The sequence below is a fragment of the Pantoea allii genome (assembly GCF_002307475.1).
In the GTDB taxonomy this organism is placed as follows: domain Bacteria; phylum Pseudomonadota; class Gammaproteobacteria; order Enterobacterales; family Enterobacteriaceae; genus Pantoea; species Pantoea allii.
The window spans coordinates 1-15,456 of the sequence record NZ_NTMH01000030.1 but is presented as its reverse complement, the minus strand read 5'-3'; the positions used below and the strand labels follow the sequence as shown (position 1 = coordinate 15,456).

The 15,456-nt window shown below is 54.1% G+C and carries 13 protein-coding genes; 6 read left to right on the top strand and 7 right to left on the bottom strand.

Annotated features, from left to right (window positions below):
* Positions 1-87: 87 nt before the first annotated feature.
* Positions 88-456 (bottom strand): helix-turn-helix domain-containing protein, encoded by a 369-nt coding sequence (locus CMR03_RS09600; RefSeq protein ID WP_014606915.1) that lies wholly within the window; start codon positions 454-456, stop codon positions 88-90.
* 235 nt (positions 457-691) lie between these two features.
* On the opposite strand from CMR03_RS09600, the gene CMR03_RS09595 reads away from it, so the two are divergent.
* The 3 genes from CMR03_RS09595 to CMR03_RS09585 all read left to right on the top strand — a co-directional run bounded on the left by CMR03_RS09595 (position 692) and on the right by CMR03_RS09585 (position 3,840).
* Complete coding sequence (locus CMR03_RS09595) at positions 692-1,351, top strand: response regulator (RefSeq protein WP_063878033.1); 660 nt, start codon at positions 692-694, stop codon at positions 1,349-1,351.
* Positions 1,348-2,697 (top strand): sensor histidine kinase, encoded by a 1,350-nt coding sequence (locus tag CMR03_RS09590; protein ID WP_096011400.1) that lies wholly within the window; start codon positions 1,348-1,350, stop codon positions 2,695-2,697. The genes CMR03_RS09595 and CMR03_RS09590 overlap by 4 nt, the downstream gene beginning before the upstream one ends.
* Positions 2,698-2,973: 276 nt before the next feature.
* On the top strand, positions 2,974-3,840 hold the full coding sequence (locus CMR03_RS09585; protein ID WP_063878031.1) for a nucleoside-specific channel-forming protein Tsx: 867 nt from the start codon (positions 2,974-2,976) through the stop codon (positions 3,838-3,840).
* A 77-nt stretch (positions 3,841-3,917) separates the two neighbouring features.
* On the opposite strand, the gene yjdN is transcribed toward CMR03_RS09585, so the two are convergent.
* Positions 3,918-4,355, bottom strand: coding sequence for a VOC family metalloprotein YjdN (yjdN, locus tag CMR03_RS09580; protein WP_063878030.1), 438 nt, complete (start codon positions 4,353-4,355; stop codon positions 3,918-3,920).
* Between the two features lie 563 nt (positions 4,356-4,918).
* Here yjdN and CMR03_RS09575 point away from each other — a divergent pair.
* The gene (locus tag CMR03_RS09575) at positions 4,919-6,463 is read left to right on the top strand and encodes a methyl-accepting chemotaxis protein (RefSeq protein WP_096011399.1); all 1,545 of its coding nucleotides are present in this window, start codon (positions 4,919-4,921) and stop codon (positions 6,461-6,463) included.
* 366 nt (positions 6,464-6,829) lie between these two features.
* Entirely contained in the window at positions 6,830-8,242 is a 1,413-nt protein-coding gene (locus tag CMR03_RS09570) for an MFS transporter (protein WP_181377113.1), read from the top strand.
* Between the two features lie 43 nt (positions 8,243-8,285).
* Here the strand turns inward: CMR03_RS09570 and CMR03_RS09565 are convergent, their stop codons facing one another.
* From CMR03_RS09565 to CMR03_RS09555, 3 genes are read right to left on the bottom strand one after another with little or no spacing between them, the layout of a single operon-like run.
* The gene (locus CMR03_RS09565; RefSeq protein ID WP_096011398.1) at positions 8,286-9,596 is read right to left on the bottom strand and encodes a c-type cytochrome; all 1,311 of its coding nucleotides are present in this window, start codon (positions 9,594-9,596) and stop codon (positions 8,286-8,288) included.
* Between the two features lie 11 nt (positions 9,597-9,607).
* On the bottom strand, positions 9,608-11,392 hold the full coding sequence (locus tag CMR03_RS09560) for a GMC family oxidoreductase (protein WP_096011397.1): 1,785 nt from the start codon (positions 11,390-11,392) through the stop codon (positions 9,608-9,610).
* A 2-nt stretch (positions 11,393-11,394) separates the two neighbouring features.
* The gene (locus CMR03_RS09555) at positions 11,395-12,120 is read right to left on the bottom strand and encodes a gluconate 2-dehydrogenase subunit 3 family protein (RefSeq protein WP_096011396.1); all 726 of its coding nucleotides are present in this window, start codon (positions 12,118-12,120) and stop codon (positions 11,395-11,397) included.
* 273 nt (positions 12,121-12,393) lie between these two features.
* Here CMR03_RS09555 and sbmA point away from each other — a divergent pair, with 273 nt between their 5' ends.
* Positions 12,394-13,641, top strand: a complete 1,248-nt coding sequence (gene sbmA, locus CMR03_RS09550) for a peptide antibiotic transporter SbmA (protein ID WP_096011395.1) — start codon at positions 12,394-12,396, stop codon at positions 13,639-13,641.
* A gap of 591 nt (positions 13,642-14,232) precedes the next feature.
* Here sbmA and CMR03_RS09545 read toward each other — a convergent pair.
* Both CMR03_RS09545 and CMR03_RS09540 read right to left on the bottom strand, forming a co-directional pair.
* A complete protein-coding gene (locus CMR03_RS09545; protein ID WP_096011394.1) occupies positions 14,233-14,442 on the bottom strand; it encodes a YdgH/BhsA/McbA family protein in 210 nt (69 codons plus the stop codon).
* A 214-nt stretch (positions 14,443-14,656) separates the two neighbouring features.
* Positions 14,657-15,456 (bottom strand): MFS transporter (locus CMR03_RS09540; protein ID WP_096011393.1); only part of this gene is annotated, 800 nt, incomplete at its 5' end.

Below are 15,456 nucleotides of genomic sequence, written 5' to 3'. Positions count from 1 at the left end.
CGTCAGTAGCGGAAAAGGCGTGCGGGACAGCCCTGGCGATGCATGGACATTCCCACAGGCTAGCGGATGGGAATGTCCATACAGTGACTAACTTGCCATGGCATAGGGAAACAATAAACGATCGGGCTCCACCCGGCGCTGGCGGCGCAGCTGGCCTGGCGTCACCATAAAATAGTTTTTAAACGTCCGCGTATAGGCCTGCTGGGTATCAAACCCATAGCTCATCGCCACCTGTAAAATAGCCTCGTTACTGTTGAGCAGCGTTAAGGCCGACTCGGTCAAACGACGCTGACGAATATACTCGGCCAGTGAGAAGCCGGTGTGCTGGCGAAATAAACGCTGCAGATGCCAACGGGAATAGCCCGCCCGGCGCGCCACTTCGTCCAGATGCAGATCGTGTCCTAAATTGCTTTCTATCCATTCCAGCAAACTACGAATAAACTCGCGCTGATTCATGGTGTTCTCCTGGTTAAAGCAGATGTGCAGGGAACACACTTTAGCGCGCTAAATTTATCCCTTAATTAGCGAAAACTTAGCGCAGAATTAGCAAAGCGGTAAAATCGTCCGTTTCAGGGTGCATTATCACCCTCTGACCGGGCGCGTAACGGCATTTTGCTGCACTCGCCATGCCAATAATTCTGCGCTAATAATCCAGCGCTACACTGTTGCCATTTTTCGGGGGACGTCATCCATGCGCGTGTTGTTGGTCGAAGATGATGAAATGATCGGCGCAAATCTGCAGCAGGCGCTGGAAGCGGCAGGCTGGTCAGTCGACTGGGTGCGCGATGGCGTTTACGCGCAAAACGCCTGGAGCGAAGGCGGCTACAGCTGCGTACTGCTTGATCTCGGCTTACCCCGCGACGACGGTTTGCAGGTGCTGCGGCGCGCGCGGGCGCGCGGCGATGCCACGCCGGTATTAATTCTTACCGCCCGTGATACGGTCGCCCAGCGGGTACAGGGCCTGGATTACGGTGCGGATGACTATCTGCTTAAGCCTTTTGATCTGCAGGAAGTGATGGCCCGAATGCGGGCAATTACCCGCCGCCATCATGGCTCTGCCGATTCGCTGCTGGGCAGCGGTGATGTTCAACTGGATATGCTGACACGCGAAGTGCTGTACAAAGGGCAACGTGAGCAGTTAACCGCGCGTGAATATGCTCTGCTCTATGCGCTGCTGGAACGGCCCGGTGCCATCCTGTCACGCGAGCAGTTGGAAAACCGCATCTATGGCTGGGGTGAAGAAGTCAGCAGTAATGCGGTGGATGTCTTAATCCACGGGATGCGGCGCAAGCTGGATAATGATGTGATCCGCAATGTGCGCGGACTGGGTTGGCGGGTACCGGCAATATGAAAATTTTTATGCGATCGTTACGTAATAAATTACTCAGTACGTTACTGGTGATTCATTTGCTGATGATTGGCGGCGTGGCCTGGTACTTTTTCAGCTGCTACGGTGAAATGGTTGGCGTCATCAAGGATGAGCAGTTAGCCAAGCTGGCTGATGCCTGGTCAGTGAACCGCGAAATCCCCCCGCTGATGCCGCTTATTGCGCCCGCACACAAGATTAAAAGCGCCTTCGTGATTCAGCTATGGGACGCCAAAGGCCAGTTACGCTCCAGCTCCTGGCCTGAACTGCATGCGCCGCTGCAGGCTGAAAACGGCTATAAAGATGTGCAGATTGGCGGTTGCCACGACTGCGAATGGCGGATTTACACCCGCTCAGGCCAGCCGGGCAGCGAGATAAAAACCATTCAGGTGATGCTCAATCTCAGCTACATGAAAGAAATGATGGTGAGACGGGCGCTGTCAGCCATTATTCCGCTGATTTTAATGATGCCACTGTCGTTGCTGGTGATCTGGCTGGTGGTACGCAAAATCACCCGAGATTTGCGCGTTGCCTCGCGTGAAATTGCCGCGCAGGACGCCCATCACCCACACAGCGTTTCCCCTGAAAGCCTCCCCGACGAAATTCAGCCGCTGGTCGCCGCCTATAACTCTTTGCTGGATAAGCTCCGTGCCGCCTGGTCTTCACAGCGTCAGTTTATGGAAGATGCCGCTCACGAACTGCGGACACCGGTCACGGCGGTCACGCTGCAGCTGGAAAACCTGCGCCAGCACATTCAGCCTGGCGAGGCCGGCCGCCAGTTTGCGCAACTGGAATCCGGCGTCACCCGTACTCGTCACCTGGTCACCCAGTTGCTGAATATGTCGCGCTGGGAAGATCAGTCCGTCGTCGCCAGCGTGGAAAATATCGCGCTGGAAGATGTGCTGAAAGAGAGCATTGAGCAGCTCATGGTGGTGGCCGATAAGCGCGGTATCGATATCGGCTTTAGCGGAACCACGCACTACCATTTGCAGGCCGGACGTTCAGAGCTGCGGAGCCTGTTTGACAACCTGATCGGCAACGCCATGTTGCACACGCCCGAAGGCAGCCTGGTGGATGTCCTGCTGCATCGGGTGGCGGGACAAACCGTGGTGGATATCGTTGATAACGGCCCGGGTATGCCTGAGTCCTTTATCGAACGCGCGTTTGACCGTTTTGCCCGCTCGCCCGATGTAAAAGCACAGGGGAGCGGTTTAGGTTTGTCGATTGTGCGCAGTGTTGCGCAGAAACATCAGATCCACGTTGCCCTGTCCAACTGCCTGACTCCGCAAGGTGACCGCTGCGGTTTTCAGGTGCGCGTCACCTTTCCTTAATCCCCGTCGTTCGAACCGGAACCCGACAACGTAAACGGTTGCCTGGTTCCGTTCGCCTCCAGCAATATTGTGATTCAAGTCACAATATTGATGAATTGTTATGCAACACATTTTGACAAATGTGATCAAAAGCTATTTTCTATCTCACTGTAAAAGGCACGCTATGCTAACTAAAAAAATGCGGCCCAGATACTTCACCGCCCAACCTTTGGGATTGATTTCCAAACAGCGCGCAAACGATTGTCTTGCGCATAAGAAACCAGTGGTCAAAATACAATGAAATTTAAAACGTTAATGGCAGGCGCCCTGCTGGCAGGCTCCTTAAACGGTGCAGTGCAGGCTGCAGAAAACGATCCCCAGTACGTTTCCGACTGGTGGCATCAAAGCGTCAACGTGGTGGGCAGCTACCACACCCGTTTCGGACCACAGTTCAATAACGATGTGTATCTGGAATACGAAGCTTTCGCAAAGAAAGACTGGTTTGATTTTTACGGCTACGTTGATCTGCCAAACTTCTTTGGCGCGGGCAACAGCAATGCTAACGGCATTTTCGACCACGGTTCGCCGCTGTTCATGGAAATTGAGCCACGTTTCTCGATTGATAAACTGACCGGCACCAGCCTGGCCTTTGGTCCGTTTAAAGAGTGGTATTTTGCGAACAACTATATCTACGATATGGGCCGTAACAGCGCTAACCGTCAAAATACCTGGTATATGGGTTTGGGCACAGACATCGATACGCACAGCGATATCGGCCTGTCGCTTAACGTCTATGCCAAATACCAGTGGGAAAACTACGGTGCGGCGAATGAAAACAGCTGGGATGGCTATCGCTTCAAAGTGAAATACTTTGTGCCGATCACCACCCTGTGGGGCGGTAATCTTGGCTATGTTGGCTTTACCAACTTCGACTGGGGTTCGGACTTACGCGATAAGTCGGGCCCGATTCGCACCAGCAACGCAATCGCCTCCAGCCATATCTTGTCACTGGGTTACGCTCACTGGCACTTCTCAGCCGTTGCACGTTATTTCCATAACGGCGGTCAGTGGGGAGCCGGTCAGGAGTTAGGATTTGGTGACAGCGCGTCTGAAATCAAGTCTACGGGCTGGGGTTACTACCTGGTTGCTGGCTATAACTTCTGATTGCTGGCACGACCCTAAAAAAACGTTGAGGCCTTCCTGAAGAAGGCCTCTCGTCTTTTCAGGCTTCATACCGTGCATTACGCGTCGGATTTCACCACGTTGATGCGCCATGGAATATTGAATTTATCAATAAACATAGCAAAGCCGTTTGACCAGAAGGTTTCCTGCCACGGCGTGGTGACTTTCCCGCCCGCAGACAGCTTCTCAAACCAGGCTTTACCCTGCTCTGCATCGTCCGTTGCCAGACTCACGGCATAGCCCGCGTGTTCTGAGGCCGGTGGCTGGTACGGATTACCGTCACTCATCATCAGCTCGCCCTGACCAATACGCAGATGGGCATGCATAATCTTTTCAGGTGGCAGCGGCGGTGCGGATCGATCGCCGACCTGTTCGCCCTGCTCCGGATTATCGCCAAAGGTCATTTTTTGCAGCAGTTGTCCACCCGTTGCCTGCAAATAGAATTCCATCGCTTCTTCACAGCGACCATAGAGAAACAAATAGGGACATACTTGCATTATTACCTCGATACCGGTGAGTAAAGTCTTTCTTATACAGAGATAATAAGTGTAGACGACAGGTCGGGGATAACGATGATAACCGGGAAAATCTTCATCATTCGGATTATTTACCTGGCAGCTAAAAGCGTTTCCCCCTGATATTTTTACAACCAGAACAGGGCCAGAAAAAAGAATAGTTTGTCTTGAATAACCTTTCGGTATTGTTTTATTCGCAATAATCACTATTTATTACTTCTGATAAAGCCTTTATTTATAGCCAGTTAAAGAAAAAAACGTTCGCCAGAATAACGAACTTCGCCAGAGCTGTTCCGCTTAAACCGTTTTTCTTACTTCAGGCACCAGCCTGGCTGGTCCTGAAATTTTCAGATTCAGTAACGTCATACGCTAAATAAGCGAAGCGGTAAGACAGACAGCCGCTTAATTATATTGAATCAGCTGGTTCATTATTTTGCTCATGTTTTATACAGATTATTCTTTATTCCTTTCAGCACCTTCCTGCTAAATATTTGCCACCCAAATGCCGATAACTGTGTTCTTAATTCATTATTCGGGACTGTGTAATGTCGTTAAAAAAATCTTCACTCCTGGTTCTCTCGTTCCTGTTGATTCTTTTCCTTATCAGTATATCGGTCAGCATCTGGTTACTGGCTCGCAGTAACGCATCATTGAATGCCGTGAATAAAGAAATCCGTGTGGTGCTATCGGTTATCGATCCCATCAATCACAGCCGCACGTTACGCGTACGCCTGATGGAGTACATGAAGGAGATTGAGAGTGACGGCCCTCAGGCCACCTCGTCGCTGGACAGCGTGAAAAGCGTGGCCGCGAAAGCCGATGCGGCCTTCCAGGCTTATCTGAGTGCGCCGCGTATTCCCGGTGAAGAGGCCGACGCCGACCGCTATCGCCAGGCGTATTTGGCTTACCGCAATCAGGGAATTCAGCCTTTAATTGAAGCCGCCGAAGCCCGCGATCAGACGCGCTTTAAAAACCAGATCGCCAACGTAGTGCGCCTTGACCGGCAGTATGAAATTGTCCTGGACCAGGTGCTGGCCCAGCATGAGGCTTACGCGAAGAAACTGAACACGGATGCCCAAAGCAACTTTTCATCCGGGATCACACTGCTCATGGTATTTGGCTTGTTATTCCTTGCCATCATCATTGCGATACTGATCTTTGTCAGACGCTATATCTTATCGCCGCTGAATAACGCAAAAGCGCACTGCAGCGAGATTGCGGCAGGCGTGCTCGACCATCCGGTGCCGGTCAACGTCGGCTCACGGAGCGAGATTCAGCAACTGATGGGTTCAATGGAGCAGATGCGGACGTCCCTGACGGACATCATTATCCGGGTACGTCACTCTACCCACGCGGTGTCCTGTGCTTCCCAGGAAATTGCCAGCGGAAATATCGATCTGGCGTCCCGTACTGAACAGCAGGCCGCAGCGCTTACCGAAACGGCGGCCAGTATGGAGCAGTTGGGGGCAACGGTTAAACAGAACACGGACAACGTGTTTGAAGCCTGCCGTCTGGCCAATGAAGCGGTACAGAATGCGGAAACTGGCGAGAACGTTTCTCAGCAGGTGATCGTGTCCATGGCAAAAATCAACGAAAGCTCGAAAAAGATCGAGGACATTACCAGCGTCATTAACAGCATTGCCTTTCAGACCAATATTCTGGCGCTGAACGCGGCAGTCGAAGCGGCGCGCGCCGGTGAGCAAGGCCGAGGGTTTGCGGTGGTCGCCGGGGAAGTGCGCAATCTCGCGCAGCGCAGCGCCGTGGCCGCCAAAGAAATTGAAGGCCTGATTGCCGAATCGGTCGCAACGATACGCGTCGGGTCTGATCAGGTCAGCCGCACCGGCGAAGCGATGAATGCCATTATCACCTCGGTCAGCCGGGTTAACGAACTGATGGACCACATATCCACCGCGTCCGATGAGCAGCATCACGGTATCAGCCAGATTGAAAAGGCGGTAACCGAGATGGATAGCGTCACTCAGCAAAACGCCGCGCTGGTCCAGGAATCGGCTGCCGCTGCCGCCTCGCTGGAAGAGCAGGCGCAGCATCTTACCCACGCCGTTTCTGCTTTCCGCCTGTCGGGCGCGTAAAACGGGCTCCCGCTCTGGTGATAATGCCAGGGCGGGAAACAGATGTGTTGCCGGGCGGGGTAAGGCACTGAATGACCCGGCTGACGTCTGCCTTTACCGCTGTGCCCGTCAAGATACCTGCTGACTGCGCTTTTTGCCCTCACCGGCTCGTGCGCCGTTGATATCTGCAGTCTTGCCGTCTGCCTGAAAAGCCGTGCCAGTCAACCTTGCAATATGCGTTGCTAAAAATTCATCACTATTCCTGTCGGCAAGAATCAGGTAATTGATTATTCTGCTGCTTCACGGCTCGCTAATGGGCAATTATTTCAAAACACATCACGGCCTGTAGTGGGAATGGCAATCATCCTGATATGAGGTTCACCTTACATGACATCCGCCTTCATCACAGGGATGGCACCGTCGCCGGCATCGTCGACCGCCAACACCAGCTTAGCTGAGCGCATTGATGCGCTACCTTCCTCTGCCGGCTTATGGCGCTTTATCTCGCTCCTGGCGCTGGGAGGCTTCTTTGAACTCTACGATCTGTTTGAAACCGGTTATATCAGTACGGGCTTGCTGGCAGCCGGTATTTTCCATGCGGGCAGCGCCGGAATACTGGGCATCACCGATCAGGCGGCATTTGCCTCGGCTACCTTTCTTGGGCTGTTTGTCGGTGCCAGCCTGCTCACGCCGTTTGCCGATCGCTTTGGCCGTCGGCTGACCTTTATCTGTGCCCTGGCCTGGTACGGTGTGTTCTCACTGATCATGGCTTTTCAGCACAGCGCTGAGATGGTGATCCTGTGCCGCTTTTTAGTGGGGATTGGGTTGGGCGTGGAGCTGGTGACCATCGATACCTATCTGAGTGAATGGGTGCCCACTCACTTGCGTAACCGGGCGTTTGCCTTTTCGTTTTTTATCCAGTTTTTATCGGTGCCCGCCGTGGCGTTAATGTCATGGTGGCTGATGCCGCAAAACATTCTTGGGCTGGAAGGCTGGCGCTGGGTGGTGATTGCCGGTGCGGTCTGCTCACTGGTTATCTGGCTTGTTCGCAAAAATCTGCCGGAATCCGCGCGCTGGCTGGTGCAGCAGGGACGCCTTGATGACGCTCATCAGGTGATGTCGAAAATGGAAAAACGTTGCGGCATCGCCCCAGGCCTGCCGCTGACGACGTTAACGGGCGCGGCAAGCCGACAGGAAAAGAGTCGTTTTCGTGAGATTTGGTCATCCCGCTATCGTAAGCGCACGCTCATGCTGGTGGTGATGAACTTCTTTCAGGCGATTGGTTTTTATGGTTTTGGTAACTGGCTGCCGGCGCTGCTGTCAGGCCAGGGGACATCCATCACCCACAGCCTGCTGTATGCGTTTTTTATTACGCTGGCCTATCCGATTGGATCGCTGATTTGTGGCAGCTTTACCAGCCAGCTTGAAAACAAATGGCAAATCGTTCTCTCTTCGCTGATGACGGTGGTGTTTGGGACGCTGTTTGCCCTGCAAACCAACCCGGTCTTGCTGATTATTTGCGGTTTCCTGATCACCTTCTCGAATGCCTGGCTGACCTGCAGCTATCATGCCTATCAGACTGAGATTTTCCCCACGCACATCCGCGCCCGGGCGGTGGGGTTCTGCTACTCATTCAGCCGGTTGTCGACCGCGTTCAGCAGTATTTTAATCGGTGTGATTTTGCAGTATGCGGGAACACATGGGGTTATCGTGTTTATCGTCCTGAGTATGCTGATGGTTATGCTGTCGGTGGGCCTTTTCGGTCCGAAGACGCGCGGTATCAGGCTGGAAAACATCTGAACATTCAGCCTTCCCCCTGCGGGGAAGGCTGAAACACTGCGGTTTACTTCCCTTCTAACACCTTGATGTCCGCATTACCCTGACGATCTTTGACGTCTTCACGCAGTTCGGCCACCTGCTTCGCCGTCACGTTATCCGTGGCATTATTGCCCCAGCTGCGGCGAATAAAGTTCACCACGTCCGCGACCTGCTGATCGTTCAGACGCCAGCCAAATGCCGGCATGGTAATGGTCGAAGGCGCGCCGTTGACGCCCCGCAATTCCCCCCCGACCAGCACGATGTGAATCAGCGAGGTGGGATCGTCCGCCATCACCACAGGATTGCCCCGCAGCGCAGGATAAAACCGTTTGTAGCCGCTGCCATCGGTTTTATGGCAGGCTGCACAACTGTCAACATACGTCGCGGCACCCGTCTGGCTGTCATCGCCCTTCCACAGGGCTTTGGCGGTGGCGTCATCCGCGCTAAACGCGACCTGATGCGGATCTTTCGCGCCCAGCGACTTCAGATAACGGGCAATCGCCGTGATGTCTTCCTCCGTCAGGTGCTGCAGGCTGTGATCGACAACGTCCACCATGCCGCCAAATGCCGCGGTGTGATCGTTACGGCCATAGCGCAGGAACTGGCGTAAATCCTCTTCACTCCAGCGGCCCAGGCCATCGCGGTTATCCCCGCGCAGATTGCTCGCCGTCCAGCCGTCAACCGGCGCACTGCTGCCCGCCAGATAATCGGTGCCCTCGGTGTTATTTAATGCTTTTTCCTGCATGGTGACGCTACGCGGCGTATGGCAGGCACCGCAGTGGCCCAGACCTTCCACCAGATAACGGCCACGCGCCAGCGTCGGGTCCTCCTGCGCGGCTGGCTGGAACGCCTTCACGTCCGGTGCAAACAGGCTGCGCCAGATTGCCAGCGGCCAGCGCATGGACAATGGCCAGGGGATATCACTCTCTTTGTTGGCCTGACTGACAGGTGCGACGCCGTGCATGAAGTACGCATACAGCGCCTTCATGTCCTCATCGCTGACCACCGCATAAGAGGGATAAGGCATGGCGGGATAAAGCGTATCGCCGTTTTTTGCCACGCCGTGCCGCACCGCTTTCTGAAAGTCGTCGTAGCTGTAGTCACCAATTCCGGTCGCTTTATCCGGCGTGATATTGGTGGAGTAGATAGTGCCAATCGGCGTCGCCATCGGCAATCCACCCGCAAAGGGCTTGCCGCCGTCACTGCTGTGGCAGGCGACGCAGTCACCCGCGCGGGCCAGATACTCGCCGCGTTTTATCAGATCGCCAGTAGGCTCATCGGCCAGGGCAACAAAGGTAATACCGCCCAGAATCAGGGCTAAAATGCCGTTTTTCATCGCCATCTTCCTTATGCCTGTACCAGTGGGCCTGGGTTTTTCAGGTACTGTTCGCGAATCGCTTTCGCTGACCAGTAGGTCAACGCCGCCACCATACCGGTGGGGTTATATCCCAGCCCCTGCGGAAACGCCGACGCGCCAGGCACAAAGACATTCGGCACATCCCAGCTTTGCAGATAGCGGTTGACCGCGCTGGTCTCAGGAGACTCGCCCATAATCGCCCCGCCGCTGATATGCGTGGTCTGATACACGGTGGTGTCGAAATGCGTGCCGGGTTTTTTGGCCCCGCCAATGATCATTTTGGGGTTCATGGCTTCGGCGATCTTATGCATTTTCCCCACCATAAACTGCGCCATCTTGATGTCGTTGTCCTGCCAGTCGAACGTCATACGAAGCAGCGGCTGGCCGTAGACATCTTTGTAATTTGGGTCCAGGTCCAGATAGTTCGCGCGGTAAGACTGGTGCGCACCATGTGCATCCATCGAAAGATGGTGCGTGTAGGTATCAGCAACGGCAGCTTTCCACTGACTGCCCCAGTTTGGCGTGCCGGTTGGCGTGGGCAGACCCGATATCGGTTTGGTGCCCGCCTGGTTCACCCAGAACGGCGACCCGCCGACAAACCCGTGTGGACCGTGATCAAAATTATCGGCATTGAAATCGTCCACGGCGACACCGGCCCCGCCCGCCCCAATAAAGGGATTGGTGGTGGTGTTTTTATCGAACAGCGCTTTCAGCGTCGAGAGGTTCTGATAGGCGAAGTTGCGCCCTACCGTGCCTTCGTTGGTGATCGGGTTGTAAGGTTTGCCGATGCCGGACAACAGCATCAAATGGACGTTATGGAACTGAAAAGCAGACAGGATGACCAGATCCGCTGGTTGCACCTGCTCGCGCCCCTGCGCGTCCACATAGGTAACGCCAGTCGCGCGCTGCTTATCTTCCGTGAGGTTGACGCGCAGCACGTAAGAATTGTTGCGCAGCTCAAACTTTGGCTCCTGACGCAGTGCAGGCAAAATATTCACATTGGGCGATGCCTTGGAATACATATAACAGGCGTAACCGCTGCAGTAGCCACAGAAATTGCATGGCCCCATCTGAGCGCCGTACGTGTTGGTATAAGGGCCAGAGGTGTTCGCCGACGGCAGATCGTAAGGGTGATAACCTACGGACTCGGCGGCCTGTGCAAACAGCTGAGCCGACCAGGTGCGCTTTTGCGCGGGCAGCGGAAAGTTGTCAGAGCGGTCGGGAGCAAACGGGTTACCGCCTTTGTCTTTGCCGACGACCTTGCCCTGAATACTCCAGGCACTACCGGAGGTGCCAAACACTTTTTCAGCTTTATCAAAAAACGGCTCCAGCTCCTGGTAGTCGACGCCAAAGTCCTGAATCGTCATGCCTTCAGGAATAAAGTTTTTGCCGTAGCGCGCCTCATAGTGGCTACGCAGCTTCAGCTCTACGGGATCAACCCGGAAATGGACACCTGACCAGTGCAGTCCTGCGCCACCGGTTCCGGTGCCGGGCAAAAAGGCCGCCAGCTGGCGATAAGGTACTGCGGTCTGCGAGGCATCGTGACGAATCGTAACGGTGCTTTTAGACAGATCCTGGAACAGCTTTTTGCGAACGTTGTAGGTCAGTTCATCAATAGACTGTGGGTAAGAACCATCGGGATAGGTGTCACGATGCGGGCCGCGCTCCAGCGCCAGCACGTTCAGGCCCGCCTCGGTCAGCTCTTTAGCCATAATGGCGCCCGCCCAGCCAAAACCCACAATCACGGCATCGACTTTGTTTAATGCATTCGCCATGCTCAGCTTCTCTCCCCACGAATTGACACCGACGGGAACGGATAACGTTCACCGCGCTCTACCCAGTCCATAAAGTCGGCACGTGCGCCAGGGAAGTTGATCAGCTTCCAGCCCACCATGCCCTGATTACCGCCGTGGATGGGATCGCTAAAGAAACCTTCGCGGGTGTTCTGAAGTAAATAAGAAAAAAACACGTTGGCGGGCAGCTGACTGAAGTTGGCTTTACCGCTCTCCATGTTTTGTAACAACGCGTCCTGCTGCCCGGCATCGAGTTGGGCAAACACCTTAGCGTGCTGCTGCTTGCTGTACTGGTCCGCATCAGCCAGGCCAAGACGGTAAATCTGTTGCGGCACCAGCGGCAGTTGATAACCCATTTCTTTGGGTAAGTCGGGATTAAACGGGCCCTGCATATACCAGTTCGCGCCGGTGGCATAAGGTGTATTCATCTGGCGATCGATAAACTCAGGCACGCCGGCTTCCAGCGCGCCGGGGCCTCGTTCATCGGCAGGAATCAGACGCGCAACCGCAGCCTTAATAAAGGCAAATTCTTCGGCGGTAAACCAGGTGGGCTGATAATCGCGAGCAGACGGGGTTTCGGCGGGTGCGGCCGCCTGAGCGGGTGCAGAAAATGCACCGAATGCGCTACTGCCTACCGCCACTGCGGGCGCCAGGGTGATGGTCTTCAGCAAAAAATCCCTGCGTGAATGACCCTTTTTCTGGTCTGACATGACATTGCCTCATCACCGCATCAACTGCGGTACGAAAAAGAGAAGTGAGTGCGTTGTAGTGGTTTTTATCTGCGGATTTCGGGTACAACCAACTGTTACCGGTAACAGTTGGCGCAAGTGTAACACCATTACCAATAAACATTTAGTTTAAGGAAACAAAAAAGCACAATTCCATTAACATATATTTTGTCGATGTCATGTTCAGAAACAACAGGCTACAGACAGATAGCCGTTTAAACGTTATAAAAGCGATTACACAACAGCGGAGTACCTATGTTTAAGTCTTTCTTCCCGCGACCGGGGCTGTTTTTCAGCACGGCCGCCATTTGGAGTTTGCTGGCCATTTTTGCCTGGTTTGGCTTCGCCAGCGAGTTACCCGGGCATTTTTGGCCTGCTTTTCAGGCGGCAATTAAGCAGCCATTGCCCACGACAGTGATGCGTTTTATTGCACCGAGTGAATTGTGGTTTTATGCCTATTACTGGCTGATGGTCGCGATCTTCGCGGTCGCCTGGCGGCTGGTTGATAACCATCCCTGGCAGCGCTGGTCGGTATGGGGTTCGGCACTGATTATTTTTGTTACCTGGTTTGGGGTGCAGGTCGGTGTTGCCGTGAATGCCTGGTATGGCCCTTTTTACGATTTGATTCAAAAAGCGCTGACGAAAGCCGGTTCGGTGCAAATTAACGAATTTTATGCTCAGGTGATGGCATTTTTAGGTATCGCCTTAATCGCGGTCGTGATTGGCGTGATGAACGCCTTTTTCATTAGCCATTGGGTATTCCGCTGGCGTACCGCGATGAATAATTATTACATGCACCACTGGCAGCGTTTACGCCATGTCGAAGGCGCAGCCCAGCGTGTGCAGGAAGACACCATGCGGTTTGCCACGACGCTGGAAAGCTGGGGCGTAAACTTTATTCAGGCCATTATGACGCTGGTGGCGTTTTTGCCGGTGCTGATTGCCCTGTCACATCACGTCGAAAATATCCCGATTCTGGGTAATATTCCGTATGCGCTGGTGATTGCCGCGGTGCTCTGGTCCCTGTTCGGGACCGGCCTGCTGGCGCTGGTCGGAATTAAACTTCCCGGTCTGGAGTTCCGTAATCAGCGGGTTGAAGCCGCCTATCGTAAAGAGCTGGTTTACGGCGAAGACAATGCTGACCGCGCAACGCCGCCCACGGTAAAAGTGCTGTTCAACAATGTCCGGGTTAACTATTTCCGCCTGTATTTTCACTATCTCTATTTCAATATCAGCCGCATTCTTTATCTTCAGGTGGATAACGTGTTTGGGCTGTTTCTGCTGTTCCCGTCCATCGTAGCCGGAACCATTACACTGGGCCTGCTTAACCAAATAACCAACGTTTTCGATCAGGTGCGCAGCTCGTTCCAGTACCTCATCACCTCGTGGTCAACATTGGTTGAACTGATGTCTATCTATAAACGTCTGCGCAGCTTTGAGCAGATTCTGGATGACGTGCCGCACGGTGAGATGATGCGTGACGCCTCTGAAGACGTGTCATAACCTGAGATCTTCGCCTGCGGCGGATTAGCGCAGCAGGCGAATCATCATGCGTCCAGCGTCATGCACAGGATGCTGCCAGGCCATGCTGGCAGCGCTTTGCGCCATTCCGGCGGTTTGACGCTGACAAACCGTGCTTTTCCGTTGACAGCGATCGCCAGCCCGGTAGCCGTCTTAGCGGCCTTCCGGGTGATGCTGATACGTTTTCGCCTTTCTCCCCCTGACCTGAGTCACGCTCTCCTCACCTAAATCGGTGATGTCCTCTCACATCCCCTGTCGCCTGACAGGGCTACGGCAGCCTTACCGTTTCACGCGTTGACGACCGTTCGGGGTAAGCGTGTTTATCACCTAGCTGCTACTGGCAGCAAAACGTTTCCCGCATGACGTCGCCGCCGTTACCGGTGCAGCAAGCGCGTTAGTGTGTTTGAAAATCAGGCAAGCGCCTGATGCAGGCTGAAATGATTATTGCGTGCTTAAAAAGGTGAACGTCTGGCAGGGAAACAAGGATGAGAAAGGATAAGACGGAGACGGATATGCACCCACAAACGCCGCCAGGACGCCCAAAGGCGTCCTGTCAGCACACAACTTCCAGCATTATTTCAGCAGTTCAGCCGTCATATGTACGCCGTTGTTGGTGTTGGCTTCGGTGATTTTATAGGAAGCACCAGCTTCTTGCGCCTGCGCAGCAATTTTCGCTTCGGTGCTGTCCAGAGTAGAACCGGTCGCGGTCACAGTTTGCGCGAAGCCTGCAACAGGAAGTACAGCAAGGGCGATAACAGCAGCAAAAGTTTTGATAGCTTTCATGATTAATTCCTCGGTCTTTTTCAGTTTAATTAAGGCGTTCTGCCTTGTGTGAAAACATAATAGGCCGAATCTTGATCAGAAAAAAGCAGAGGGTTTTGCTTAAGTTGTTCAATAAAACTGAAAGTAAAGAGCACGTTTAGCTTGGTTAAAACACAAAAGGTTAAAAAACCAGGATAAAATAAAAAGGCAGCATATATTGCTGCCATAGGTCCACTCAACCGTGATGCCTGACGCGCGTATATATCGTGAGCGCTGCCACCAGCATCAGCGCGCTGCTGGCAAGAAACACACCGCCCGCGCCGCGAAAATCGAACATCCAGCCTCCTGCAGCCGCGCCCACCGTAATGGCCAGCTGTATGGTCGCCACCAGTAAACCGCCGCCGGATTCGGCATCGTCAGGCACCGCTCGTGAAATCCATGTCGACCAGCCCGTCGGCATCGAACCAAAGGCCAGGCCCCAGAGCGCGACGCCCACGGCGACCAGCCCACCCACATGACCAAACCCTACCAACAGTGAGGCTGTGATGCCCATCAGCAAGGCCATTCCGCTCAGCGTCAGTGACACACTGCGTGTCATCAGATAACCAGCCAGATAGGTGCCCAAAAAGTTGGCGATGCCGAATGCCAGCAGCACCAGAGAGAGCTGGCTAAGGTTCAAGCGTGCCACGCTTTCCAGGAACGGACGCAGATAGGTGAAAAAAGCAAAGTGCGCGGTAAACATGATGATCACCGCCAGCATTCCCCAGCGCATGACATTAATCCGTAGCAATGACAGCACGCCGCCGCTGCGCGTGTTGCCTTCCACCGGCATGGCGGGAAGCGTGAAAAACTGCCACAGCAGGGAAGTCGCCCCCAGGCCCGCCGTAAACAGAAAGATAGCGCGCCAGCCGACCAGCCCACCCAGATAACTGCCCAGCGGCGTCGCTATGATGGTCGCCAGTGAAATACCACTAAAGACGATGGAGAGGGCGCGCGGCACCTGATCGGCGGGCACCAGCCGCATGGTAATGGCGG

Coding starts and splice junctions, on each gene's coding strand:
- CMR03_RS09600 (WP_014606915.1), bottom strand. CDS start 456: ATGAATCAGCGCGAGTTTATTCGTAGTTTGCTGGAATGGATAGAAAGC.
- CMR03_RS09595 (WP_063878033.1), top strand. CDS start 692: ATGCGCGTGTTGTTGGTCGAAGATGATGAAATGATCGGCGCAAATCTG.
- CMR03_RS09590 (WP_096011400.1), top strand. CDS start 1,348: ATGAAAATTTTTATGCGATCGTTACGTAATAAATTACTCAGTACGTTA.
- CMR03_RS09585 (WP_063878031.1), top strand. CDS start 2,974: ATGAAATTTAAAACGTTAATGGCAGGCGCCCTGCTGGCAGGCTCCTTA.
- yjdN (WP_063878030.1), bottom strand. CDS start 4,355: ATGCAAGTATGTCCCTATTTGTTTCTCTATGGTCGCTGTGAAGAAGCG.
- CMR03_RS09575 (WP_096011399.1), top strand. CDS start 4,919: ATGTCGTTAAAAAAATCTTCACTCCTGGTTCTCTCGTTCCTGTTGATT.
- CMR03_RS09570 (WP_181377113.1), top strand. CDS start 6,830: ATGACATCCGCCTTCATCACAGGGATGGCACCGTCGCCGGCATCGTCG.
- CMR03_RS09565 (WP_096011398.1), bottom strand. CDS start 9,596: ATGAAAAACGGCATTTTAGCCCTGATTCTGGGCGGTATTACCTTTGTT.
- CMR03_RS09560 (WP_096011397.1), bottom strand. CDS start 11,392: ATGGCGAATGCATTAAACAAAGTCGATGCCGTGATTGTGGGTTTTGGC.
- CMR03_RS09555 (WP_096011396.1), bottom strand. CDS start 12,120: ATGTCAGACCAGAAAAAGGGTCATTCACGCAGGGATTTTTTGCTGAAG.
- sbmA (WP_096011395.1), top strand. CDS start 12,394: ATGTTTAAGTCTTTCTTCCCGCGACCGGGGCTGTTTTTCAGCACGGCC.
- CMR03_RS09545 (WP_096011394.1), bottom strand. CDS start 14,442: ATGAAAGCTATCAAAACTTTTGCTGCTGTTATCGCCCTTGCTGTACTT.